Raw genomic sequence first — 11,775 nt, 5'->3', positions numbered from 1 at the left:
TGGTGACGGGGAGCCTCAGGTTGATAAGTGTTGTCCTATAGTTTAAAAATGGAGCCTTCCATTGTGCTTGCGTGGATGAGGGTGGGGCCAAAGAGTTGACCCGCGGTCGCAGCGATGTGCGCTGGTGCAGCCGCCTAGCTGATGAAGAACAATTCACCCTCGGTCGCTATGCGATTTGCCTTTGCGACTAGTGCAGCAGCACCTGCAGATTGGGATTTGTCCAAGGCCATCATAATTGACTGACTCTGCCAGCATGCCGTCTACCCATACATTTTCGGGTGCAAGAATTTGGACAACGAAGTTCAACTGCAACAACCGCTTTTGAGCCCGAACGATTTCAAGGCCGCGTACAAGGCAGGCGGCTGGAATGGTCGTATGCTCGCCATTCGCTGGAAAAAAACCGCTTTCTCGATCAGCAGGTTGGTCAACGACCTAGACCGTAGTCCGCACTGGGATGACGCGGTCCGCGGCTTGCCCGAAGTTCAGCTGCAACAACCGCTGTTGACCCCTGATGAATTCAAGGGTGCGTACAAGGCCCGCGGCTGGAATGGCCGCAAGCTTGCAATTCGCTGGAAAAAAACCGCTGTGTGGATCAGCAAAATTGCCAGCGATCCAGATCGTGACCTGCACTGGGATGATGCGGTCCGCGGCTTGCCAGTAATTGTGATTCCGAAGAAATCCAAGGCTAAGTAGGCGGGACCTTGCCAGGGGTCCCGCAGCGTTCTGGGGTGTTTGCGTTGTTCTCCTGGGAGCTACGTGGACTGAGACGTATGTAGCGTTGTTCCACATCTCCCTAGGTCATGCAACGCAAGCCTCAGGAGATTGCAAATGGGAACACTCAACTCGACCCCTACTGGTCCGGAAATGCCTCTCAATCTGTGGGCGGGAATTCAAGGGCAGAGGCTGCGTCGTGCTCAAGCACGGCATGAGCGAATGGTGGCGAAAGCGATCAAGGACAACGTTTCTAGCCGCCGTCTCAAACAATTGGTCATGCGCTATGACCGGATCCTTCTCGCTGCCGTAAAGCTCGTGCCTAGGTAGCCCTGAAGTATCACTCTCACCAGAAGCCTCAGCCATGCTGAGGTTTTTTTTTACCCGCAGCCCGCGCCGGCAGCCTGAGCAAAAGCCTTTCGCTAATGCATGGAGATGGCGGAGCGGGCTATCATTCTGGTTTATTGGTTTACGATACATAACGCGTACGTGTAATATTTTCTGTCTCTACCCAGGATCCCGTAGATTTAGGGAATTAAATCTGTCGCACGTGAATTAAAGCTGTCGCAGGTAACCCTGTTCGGGACCAATCCGGGTTGGCGGGGTGCAGTGATGCACCCCATTGTCCCGACTTGGAATTGCGCCTCAGAATGTAATTGACACGCGTGTCACCCTGTATAGGCTTGTAGTCGAGGACTGCAACTGCGCATCCGTTGGGACTGGGTACCAGCAAGGCCCCCCACAATTTCGGCAGCAGAGAATGCTGGTTTCTCTGAAGTAGTGACGACCGGCAAAGCCGGTCGGATTCTGAACCCAAGGTCGCAAGGCTGGGAGTTAAAGGATCGCTGCGACTACTCCTCGAACCTTCCGAAAAGGCACCTTTGGGTGCCTTTGTTACACCTGATATCTGGCGTTGGTTGCTCAACCGCAACCTTTGAACGATGACGCGGGATCAGTCGCTGAGGGCCAACCCATCAATGCTGTTGTGTATCCAACCTGATGAATCTCTGCGCTCATATGTTGACCGCAATTTACTCGTGAATTTTATGGATTGGAGGGTAGACAGGTTACGCTGGCTTTCTGAAGGGGAGATTACTCACCAAGCAGTTAGGGTGATCGCTTCAACGATGGGTTGGGAAGGATGCTATGGCTTCAACCGCCTGCTGCACGAACACACCCAATTGCCCCTTCAGTTTGTTATCAGGGATACCCGGGATATCAGTTATTCTCGAACGGCGTATCTCAAACCCCGAATGGCGATTACTAATTCCGACTTGCACGCCTACTGCCCGGAATGCGTCAGGCAGGACGTGCAGGATTTGGGCTTTTCCTACTGGCGACGAAATTTCCCTGATCATGTGAGCGTGTGTGCCACGCACAATGTGGTGCTGCTGTCCACTTGCCCATATTGCGATCAACCTTTCTCATCAAAAGGCCACAATCTCGATGTGATGTGGAGAAAGTGTTCTGGGCGACACCTCGGTAACGCAGAGAGCGTAATGAACTTGGATGAAGATGCTCTCAAACATGCTCGCTTCGTAGAAGCACTATGCGCTTATGAATTCTCTATTTCAATCCATTCTGCAGTGGCCATTCTCTCCGATAAGTTGTGCAGCCTCAAGAAACTGACGAAGCGGATGAAATCTGAGCGGAAAGCCATGATTGATTTTCTCGATCGGATTTCAATTAATTTGGAAGAAAAAGGCTTCGATAGTCCTGTTATAAATTCGGAATTTCTTCCCGAAGAAATTTTGAAGATCGTGGTTTATGCCTATGAGACTTTCGATAGGTTTGTAGTTGATTTGTACGAGCATGATAAGAATTTAATTCCTATTGAGTCTCTATGGCGTAATTATGGGAATGGTAGGTATGCGACCACTTGTCGGGAATAGCTGACTGAGCGTCGCTGCACTTGCATGTTAAGTCTTGGTCGATTGGGTAACACTTTCTAATAGCTTTCGTGCTTCTGGGTAGCGATTTCTTTTTTCTAGGCACCTATGCAGAGTCGGCACCAACGCGAAAATATGATCAGCTCTAACAGGCAGGTTCGTCGCCGAAGTTTTTCCTCTTTGAATACTCAATTCAATTGATTCGCATAGTTGCCGGTCGCGTGCACTCCAATCAATTATTTGATTGTTGCCTACGCGACCACTTGGCATCCGCTTTGTTTGAGCCATCAACCAAACATTATCGTTCCGGTATAGCCATTGATAGACCTTGGGGAGCATTAATCTCAGGATTTTCGGACTGGCGTCTGGATTCATGCCGATGGCGCTCACCCACGCCGCACGGTGATCGTGTAGCGATAGATTCCTGCGCTGAGTTGTCCAAGCAGCCATCATGTGAGGATCAGCTCTTAGGATCCTGTTTATCGTAGAAACCGAAACGCCATATCGTTCCGCTATGGAATTTTTCTCCACTCCATTGCGCAAGCAACTCAAGATTTGGTCCCGAAGCTCGGGTTTCAGCTTTTTAGGCTTCAGTTTTTTAAAGGCTCTGTCCCTGATTTCCTGACCTTTAAATTGGTTTGCTGGTTTATCGTCTACTGCTCGTCTTCCGTGGTCTGGAGAATGTTTATCCTGATCACCTGCAGACTGAAATCTATTTAACGAACCCAAGAACGGCCCAAACTCGCCGAATATATAAGTGATCATAATCAGATGTTTGAGCGGATGGGAGTTAACGCGCGGTGTGCGGATCAGACTCTGTATAAAAGTTTTAGCTTTCTGTGGAGTGGTCGGAAGCGAGGCCAGTGGAAGATACGGTTGCAGTTGTGAAACGAACGAAGCTAGGTCTGCTTCGGCATCAAAGCAAGCTTCTGTATTTACGGAGAGGTGACGAATAGCTTCGTTATAAACAGCCGTGACATTTTCTGGACGAAACTGCACAGAGATGCCTAGCTTGGCTAACTCACTCACTGAGTGTCCTAGGCGCTTGAGGATTTGCACGACTGTCGGGCATACAGGCTGCTCTGCAACGCTCGCTATTAGGTCCTCGGCAGGTAATACCCAGTGCGCAGAGTCCGACCACTGCCGGTTGGCCGAGCAAATCCTGATTAGAGTTCCGTGCTTAGGGCATAACGTGACGCCTGGATACTGATGGGACAGGTGCCAGTAGGCGACCCCATGATTGATACGGTCTTCCCTTAAACATTCGAGGCATGCTTTCAATGGGTGCTCTGCGCCAAAGCGACCGGTCACCAGACCCAGGCGATATTTTAAGGTGCCTAAAGAATTGTTTGAAACTGTATGAAAGACGTCGTCAATTCTTTCCTTGGATTGAAAAGGAAAAAAAGCGGCAATATCGTATGTTCTGTAATGATGTTAGCTGGGCTGCCCCATACTTCTTTAGCTTTTTGCGGCAAAGAGTTTAGTTTGCTAGGGAAGTCATGGTGCACACTACTTGATCCCTCACCAAATAGCCATGCAGTGGTGCTAGCCTTAGTAACTTGGCACATGAAACGATGCTGACGACAACAAATGCTGAAAAAGGTCTCATCCGGTAGCCATCGAACGATAGGGACAGATGCATTTGCAGAATCGGCCATTTGCCTCACCAAACGCTTGTCGTTTTCAACATTTTATTTGGTTGGGGCTAATTCCTTAAATTATCAGTCGAGATAAGGGCGTGAAGATATATACCCGTTGATGGGCGTCAGGCGCACGGCTGCTCTAGATAATGATCCGAGCTGGACAATTTTGAAGCCAGTTCCAACCCTGAGAGGGGTGACTTTTCAGTTGTCACCCTGTTAACCACGGCGGTAACATATCCCGCTAAGCGAAGCGCTTTAAGATGTGCACACAGACACGTGTGTCCCCAGCGCCATCCATTGCAGATGCCTGACTAACTGCGCCCTAGATTCTTAACACGTATCAATAATAAGGAAGTATTAAATGAAATCTGACTAGTTTATTAACGCTAGAAGTCAGATAGACAAAGGCCCAAGTGCGACCTTGGGCCTCTGTGGATAAGTCAGAATTTAGCGACCTGACCTTTCCATTGTCTATTCCGAACATGCGGGACGTCAAGTCCTGCAGGACTTCGTTCATCCACAAGAAGGTGAGCGTTATCCACAACCCGGCACTCTTGGGTCTGCCCGGGAGGCAAGGGCTACAGGGGCATCCAGCAAATTATCCCCAGGCTGGATGACAATCCTGGGTCCGTAGACATTGGACTGAATTGATGACTTTGCAGGAGAGATTTGCCCTCATCAGGAGCCGACAAGCTCACTTCACATGGGGCGATATCTACACGCCTTCGATTTTGGCGGTTCCACGAGAAGCCCCTAAGGGCTCTCGTATCAGCAGAATGAATAGCCGGAAGCTCGGCCGTGCGATTCACTCGCTGTCCACCCCAGAAGCGGTGTTCGCACAGCTCGCGCTCTTCCATCCTCAGCTGCTCGATATTCACGAGCAGAAGATGCTGTGGCCATATCACGCCCCGCATCCATTGCACGGGCATCCACTCACCAAAGGACATTTTTCTCATCCTGTCACTGGGACGATGGAAATTGCCAAGCAAATTGGCTTCAAGCATCACCAGGTGGTGATTACCACTAAAGCTGGTAGCCGACAGAGAATGCCCTTTCCCTATCAGGGGGACCTTTTACTGTATTTGATGGGTTCAGATGGGAAACCCTACGCGGTCAATTGGACAGTGAAGGATCAAGCTCACGCCTTCAGCGAGAGGCGCTACTCAGCAGCCAAGACCCCTAATCAGCAAAAAAAGGACCGTGATCATGCTGAGCTACGCACAGCCCTAGAGCAACTGCATTACGCAAGCGGCGGTATCAGGACCGTGCAAATGTCTTTGGATCGTCTGGACCCGATCGTCGTGGGCAATCTCGATCTGCTATTTCCGATGCATGGCTTGCCGCTGACCCACGAACCCGAGCTGCTCAGGGAGTTTAGCGCTGAGATTGAGGGCGCTGTGCATGCTGGGGCCTTGATCCACCCCATCATTTACCGGTATGCAGCCCGATGGGGTAAGCGTGACCAGTTTATTGCGAGGGTCTACCAAGACATCTGGGACCGAAAGCTGCCAGTAAATTTCTTCAAGCCGATTCTGATCGACCATCCTCTCGATACCGACGGTGGTGATCTGCTGGCAGCCTACGGCAAATTTTTCTTGGAGATTGAGCCGTGATCACGGGCGCTAGGTTATTTGCGCCTGAAGGTTATCGTAGCCTTGTCAAAGGCCACTATTACCATTTCCTGAACAGTGATGCGGTCCACAACCGGGTGCGCTTGGTGGAGTTCAGTGATCTAGGGAAAGACGTGCGCACCACCTTGATCACCCTCACAAGGTTCGAGTTCGAAGAAGCGCTCGAAGCGGGTGCGCTGCTGGCGTCAGGGGAGACGGACAAATTCCCGCCATGGCTAGAACCGATTAAGGGGATCGCAATTTCAGATCGTGAAACGAAGCGGGTTTCTGCTAAGGAAACCTACGACCAAAAGGTCAACCGCCGTTTTCTGGCTATCTCAGGCCTGTTGGTTCGTCTCCAGGAGGTTCTAGCCAGTGACGATCCGGACGCTGTAATTAACGCTCACGCCAAAAGCCAGTCGCCTCAGCAAAATACAGCTCGCTTAAGGTTGTGGTTCTACACCTACATTACTTTTGGACAAAACAAGTGGGCTCTCATGCCTCCCCTGCACCGCATTGGTAAGTGGGACAGGGAGGGGCCCGGGAAAGTACGCAGGCTGGGAAGGCCATCACCCAATGGCAAAGAGTGGGGTTACCGAGCCGATAGCGCCATGAGGGAAAGAATACTTGCTGCGTATCTTAGATTCCGTTCCGCTGACAAAACCCATAACCAAGTTTACCGAAAAATTCTTACTGAGGAATTTGGTTGCGTTTCCGTTGAACGAAATGGAGCAGCATTTTTCATCAATCGTAAAGGGCACCCATTTCCAACTTTTGATCAGGTGCGATACTGCATCGAACAACAAGTTAGCGCTAAAGAAAAATCTATTGGCGTAAGAGGTAAACAAAAGACCCGCGACCAGAGCGGCAGTTTGGGCAGTTTCTCAGAACGATTGACGAATCTAAATCAACAGGTCGAGTTTGATGGTTACTACATAGTTGAAAAACTATCCGGCCTGACAGAGGGTAGCCCCGTTGACGGATTTTGCGTCGTTCGTGCCGTGTGTGGACTGTCCGGAATGGTGGTTGGCATTGGATTTGCCGAAGGTAAAGAAACCAAAGAAGCTTATCGGATGTGTCTGTTTTCCATGGCTGTAGACAAAGTATGGTTTTGTGGTCTTTTCGGAGTAACTATCAAACCGGGGTGGTGGCCCTGCGAAGGCTTGGCAGGTGGGCTGGTGTTTGATCGAGGTCCTGCAGCAGCCCTGGACACGGAGCCTGAGATCCACTGGCTAGGCACACTTGAAAATACGCCGGTTTTTTCTGGCCAGTCTAAAGCTACGGTTGAGTCATCGCACCCGCGAGCAAAATCCGACCTCGATCAACCCACCTATGTCCATAGCACACTGAATTTTGTCCAAATGGCCCGCAGGGAGATTCACCAAGTCCTGAAAGACAACCGGTCGTCTGACGCAAGTGGCCGCATGGAAACCGAAATGTATTGGTGCGGAATAAAGCCCACCCCGCTGGGTATCTGGAATTATTGGGACAGCCGCTTCCGTAATTCTGCAATCGGGATGCAGCAAGAGGTTGCCATAAAGAGCTTCCTGTCTGTGCACCCGGCCGTTGTACGTCAAGACGCAGTTTATCTGTACGGGCGCAAGTATAGGTCTGTTGATTTGATCAACACCGGGATATTTGATCGAGTTGCTAGGAGCAGCGTTATTGAAGTTGATGTATATGTACTGACTATGTGCGTTCGGCATATATGGATTGAGGTAGGAGGCACACTGTTCGAACTGGACTTTGTAACGACGCAAAGGACCGTTGACGGTGATCGGGACATATCATTACGTGATCTTCAGTCACTAGATGCGTTAAGGCGAAAGTCTCAAACTGCGCTTCGTAATGAGATACCGGCAATTCATCAATTTCACGATGATAGATTCAAAGAAGATACCGGTGAAGAGTGTAAAGGTGGCGTGAGACGAATTGGTCGACCACCTAAATCGGCATCGGCGCAGCGAGATACAGATGACTATGATCGATTCCGAGGTAAAGCCAAATGAATGAGGCCGTTGCGAGTTGGTTCGACGGCTGCCAAACGGCTGATCAGGTCCGCCAGATCATCACGCGTCGACCTGAGCCATTGGAAAGTCTGTACGAAATCGAACCTCGGTTGGCGGCGGAGGTGCTGTCTCAAGCATTGCGTGAATCTTTCATTCCCAACGCATTTACGATTGAGTTCATCCAGGAGATGGTGGGGCGAGCAGCGCTGCATGCGCGAGCATTGTTCTCTTCTGAGCGCGAGTACGCCCGAGGGCTCTATGAAGCACCTGCAGTCGATGCTGTGCCGGTCTGTTTTACAGGGCTTGCAGGGGTTGGGAAGAGCCAGACGATTGCTGCGCTGCGCAAGGTTTTGCCTGGCCCCGTTGATCTGTCCTGCGATCACTTCCAGGGTGATCTACCGTTGCGGTCGCATTGGTACGCAAGCGCCCGAGGTACCACCAATGCTAAGGCCCTTCTTCGAGAGTTCATTGAGGTGCCTCTGTCGCGACTGACCGTTGCTGAGCTGCTGAGTGAATGCCGGCGTAGGGCGAATCGTGATGGGGTATCGTTAGTCATCCTGGATGAAATGCAGTACATCCAAAAGGGGCTTGGTGCAGCGAAGGTTACAGATATCCTCTTGAACATGGCTGGTATCGGTCCGCCAATGGTCTACGTGTGCAATTACAGCTTGGGTCACAAGTTGTTTGAGAGAAACAATGAGGATCAGCAGCGCTTGCTGACCGATCCAAGAATCATGCTTCCCGACGAGCCTGGCAGTTCCGACTGGAAAGCTTTCATTGATGAATGTGTTCGTGTGGGCAATGGCGCGATTTGTGGTAATCAGGGCGATTTGGCACGGGAAATTTACCGTTGCACCTTCGGTATCAAGCGCCTAGCGGTGGAGTTGTTGAAGCAGGCGTACATTGAGTGCCGCAGTGCAGGTCGTCATGCGGCCTCCGTTCAAGACATCGGCCAGGCTTACCGCTCAGCGGCGTACACGTCCAGTGCCAAACAAGTCGAACACCTTCAAAAATTGGCTCTGGGTGGCCGAGTGTCCAAACAGCATCTAGACCTGCGGTGTCCGTTTGATCTGCCAGCCGCGTTCACGTCCAACGTAGTGAAGTTTGCGCGAGCTGAACGGCAGGAGCGAGTCGCCCAGAAGGTTTTCGACTCATCGCTCACTGCATCGGAACGAACTGTGAAAAAGCAACTGGATGCCTCAGCGAATGCTCTGCAGAAGCCGAATGCCCGTCCGCGGCGGCCTCCGGTTGAGGAGCTCTCCGAGGAAGATCAGGCCAAAGCTTTCTATGCTTGGATGGAGGACGATAAGGACCCCAAACCCAGGTGATGGTGTGGCGAAGAATTCCGTTCCCTGGTCCAATGATTGCTGGCCTGTAAACCTATTTTTTTCACTGTTAACTATGGTGGTTTACAGTGAAAAAAACAGGTTTACACGCGTGAGTTAGCGAGGGGCAGGTACAGCAGGATAACGCACCTGAGCTCGGATGCATCTCCGACGCCGCTGAAATGTGCTATCACGTGCCAGCACAACTAGTCCAGATTCGCGTCATGCACTGGCGGTAGAGAGTTAACTCCAAGTACAAAGATCCTATGAGCACACCAATCACGCTGTCAGTAGGCAACCTCGATCTCACATACAATACGGGCTACATGGGCATGGATCACGGGATGCTTTATCAAGAGTGTGACCGTCGGCACCGTCGGCATGAGAGCATCGACTACGACTACGCTCATAGCCCTGAAAGTCTGGAGCAAATGGAGCTGTGTTTTTGCCGGACACTTGGTTCGATGGTGTCACGGTTGGAGCTGCTCGGATACACATTGGCGGCGGTGAGGTCGGAATACGAAAATCAGGTCGTGCTCGACAGAGACCAGTTCGATGAATACCTGCCAAGTGAGCGTCGATCCGACCGTTTGACTTTCGATCAATTTATCGACTTCATCAAAGCGTATGCATTGCGAGATCTAAAAAGCGACTATGTCGCCAGCTACGATTCCGATCATGCACAGGGCCGGGGCCGCTTTGCGGCTGATCCAGCGGCATCTCTACTCCCGACGGGAGTGTTTGATCGAGACATCGGAGGCTACTCCGAGCGCAGCCATTTCGGCTCAATGTTAGGCTTCCTGAGCCCATATGCAACTCTGCGAATCCTTGCCGAAAACCCCGCTAATCTAGGTGAAGATGTCGTCTGGGATTACGGCAATTTTGTGGATGCGGGGTGGGCTAAAAATGAGGATTTCATTGGGAACGCACGTCGGACCCAGACCTATTTGATAGCGACTGAAGGCACTTCTGATACCCACATTCTGAAGCGGGGTCTGGCGCTGCTCCGCCCGGATATCGAGGATTTTTTTCGATTCATTGACATCGAGGAGCGTCACCCTTTTTCCGGTACAGGTAATCTGTCCAAGTTCGCCGAGGGACTGGTCAAAATTGATGTTCACAATCGCGTGGTCTTCCTGTTCGATAACGACGCCGAAGGAGTGGATACCTATAAAAATCTACTCAAACGCTTTCAATTCCCAGTGAACATGAAAGCTATGGTTCTTCCTGACTTGGAGGAGCTGCGCGAGTTTCCGGCGAAAGGCCCGTGTGGTGTTGCCAACGCTGACATCAACGGCTGCGCGGCCGCTATCGAGTGCTATCTTGATCTCAATCTTAAGGGGCGACCTCCAGCGCAGGTGACCTGGACGAATTACAAGGAGTCGTTAGGTATTTATCAGGGCGCCCTGGATTTCAAAGATAGCTACGCAAAGGCATTTTATGAAACCACTCACGAGGATGTTGAATCAGGTGTGTATGACGCGAGTAAGCTCCGATCCGTGATAGCGGCGCTTCTTGAGGAATGCACTGGTCTGGCTGCTGCGATGCTCTATTCGAAGTCCTAGACCCAATAGCCTCTCGGCGAAGGCGCTTGCACCTAACGCGGACCGAGATGATTTCTGACTCCCACCATCCGCTCGTCGCTACCTCTTGGAGATGGCCATCCATCCAATGCCCATGGGGTACAGCAAGGCCAGAATGGTATAGTCTCTGATTAATTTGCAGAACAGCCGCAGGAAGCCGCTGGGAGATTTCACATGGCGATCTACACCGCAGGCTATGAAGGGTTGTCAATCGACGCCTTCATCGCTCGTCTTAAGCAAGCTCAGATCGACAAGGTTCTGGACGTTCGCGAGTACCCTCTGTCCAGAAAGCCTGGTTTCTCCAAGAAGGCTTTTGCCCAGTGCTTGGCTGATGCAGGAATTGCCTACGAGCATTCCCCTCCCTTGGGTTGCCCAAAACCGATTCGAAACCGCTATAAGGTCGATGGCGATTGGGGGGTCTATGCGCGCGACTTCAGGGCTTACATCCGTACCCGGATGGACCTTCTGGAGAACCTGACAGCTGATGCCTCAAGCCAGCGCATTTGTATGGTTTGCTACGAAGCTGACGCGAATTTTTGTCACCGCAGCCTTATCGCCGAGGCTGCGAGTGAATTGGATTCATCCCTGGAAACGCGGCATCTGCCTCTCAAAATAGAGAAATTTGCTGATTTGCTTCGGGCGGTTGCTTAGGTGGATAGATGAGACTGATAATCAGCCACTGTTGCGGAAATCGATGAATCGTTCCCATTAGAAGCATAAGATCTTTTCCTGGTAACTCGACTTCCAGCTTCTGTCGAAACGGCGCTTCCCAGCCGTTAGGCCCATGAGCTCGGCGCATGTTTCTGTACAGCTGGCTTGCCTCCCAGTCTACGATCTTGTGCTTATAAATCTTTACCTCACCATCAAGTACCGACTCATAGCTGTAGTAGAAATCGAAGGGCACCTTCTCTAGGCGCTTGATGCTGGCTTTGACATCGTCCTGATCGAATAAACCGGGCTGGCGCTGCAGTCTCTCCAGTTTTTCAAGCTCCTCATCAGTCCAGC

The 11,775-nt window shown here is 51.3% G+C and carries 8 protein-coding genes and 2 pseudogenes; 7 read left to right on the top strand and 3 right to left on the bottom strand.

The window, feature by feature from the left end; all coding sequences use genetic code 11:
- Positions 1-288: 288 nt before the first annotated feature.
- Complete coding sequence (locus tag RR51_RS31585; RefSeq protein ID WP_004577588.1) at positions 289-693, top strand: hypothetical protein; 405 nt, start codon at positions 289-291, stop codon at positions 691-693.
- A 959-nt stretch (positions 694-1,652) separates the two neighbouring features.
- Entirely contained in the window at positions 1,653-2,603 is a 951-nt protein-coding gene (locus RR51_RS30590) for a hypothetical protein (RefSeq protein ID WP_152619907.1), read from the top strand.
- A gap of 27 nt (positions 2,604-2,630) precedes the next feature.
- Here RR51_RS30590 and RR51_RS31415 read toward each other — a convergent pair whose 3' ends face one another.
- Together RR51_RS31415 and RR51_RS31995 are read right to left on the bottom strand one after the other, a co-directional pair.
- On the bottom strand, positions 2,631-3,629 hold the full coding sequence (locus RR51_RS31415) for a TnsD family Tn7-like transposition protein (RefSeq protein ID WP_152619906.1): 999 nt from the start codon (positions 3,627-3,629) through the stop codon (positions 2,631-2,633).
- A gap of 153 nt (positions 3,630-3,782) precedes the next feature.
- A pseudogene (locus RR51_RS31995) lies at positions 3,783-3,911 on the bottom strand (TniQ family protein); the annotation flags it as partial.
- Positions 3,912-4,893: 982 nt separating this feature from the next.
- On the opposite strand from RR51_RS31995, the gene RR51_RS18430 reads away from it, so the two are divergent.
- The 5 genes from RR51_RS18430 (at position 4,894) to RR51_RS29455 (ending at position 11,421) form a co-directional block, all read left to right on the top strand.
- Entirely contained in the window at positions 4,894-5,856 is a 963-nt protein-coding gene (locus RR51_RS18430; protein ID WP_039614345.1) for a hypothetical protein, read from the top strand.
- Positions 5,853-7,862 (top strand): hypothetical protein, encoded by a 2,010-nt coding sequence (locus RR51_RS31580; protein WP_039614344.1) that lies wholly within the window; start codon positions 5,853-5,855, stop codon positions 7,860-7,862. Before RR51_RS18430 ends, RR51_RS31580 begins: the two co-directional genes overlap by 4 nt.
- The gene (locus tag RR51_RS29460) at positions 7,859-9,190 is read left to right on the top strand and encodes a hypothetical protein (RefSeq protein ID WP_039614343.1); all 1,332 of its coding nucleotides are present in this window, start codon (positions 7,859-7,861) and stop codon (positions 9,188-9,190) included. The genes RR51_RS31580 and RR51_RS29460 overlap by 4 nt, the downstream gene beginning before the upstream one ends.
- Before the next feature lie 263 nt (positions 9,191-9,453).
- Entirely contained in the window at positions 9,454-10,752 is a 1,299-nt protein-coding gene (locus tag RR51_RS18415; RefSeq protein WP_039614342.1) for a HEPN/Toprim-associated domain-containing protein, read from the top strand.
- A gap of 192 nt (positions 10,753-10,944) precedes the next feature.
- The gene (locus tag RR51_RS29455; RefSeq protein ID WP_082044723.1) at positions 10,945-11,421 is read left to right on the top strand and encodes a DUF488 domain-containing protein; all 477 of its coding nucleotides are present in this window, start codon (positions 10,945-10,947) and stop codon (positions 11,419-11,421) included.
- Here RR51_RS29455 and RR51_RS18410 read toward each other — a convergent pair.
- Positions 11,378-11,775, bottom strand: a pseudogene (locus RR51_RS18410) (hypothetical protein); the annotation flags it as partial. The gene RR51_RS29455 and the pseudogene RR51_RS18410 sit on opposite strands and share 44 nt — an antisense overlap.

This window comes from Pseudomonas sp. C5pp (genome assembly GCF_000814065.1).
Taxonomy (GTDB): domain Bacteria; phylum Pseudomonadota; class Gammaproteobacteria; order Pseudomonadales; family Pseudomonadaceae; genus Aquipseudomonas; species Aquipseudomonas asiatica.
The sequence above is the reverse complement of the archived record's forward strand: the minus strand, read 5'-3'. Positions and strand labels throughout refer to the sequence as shown.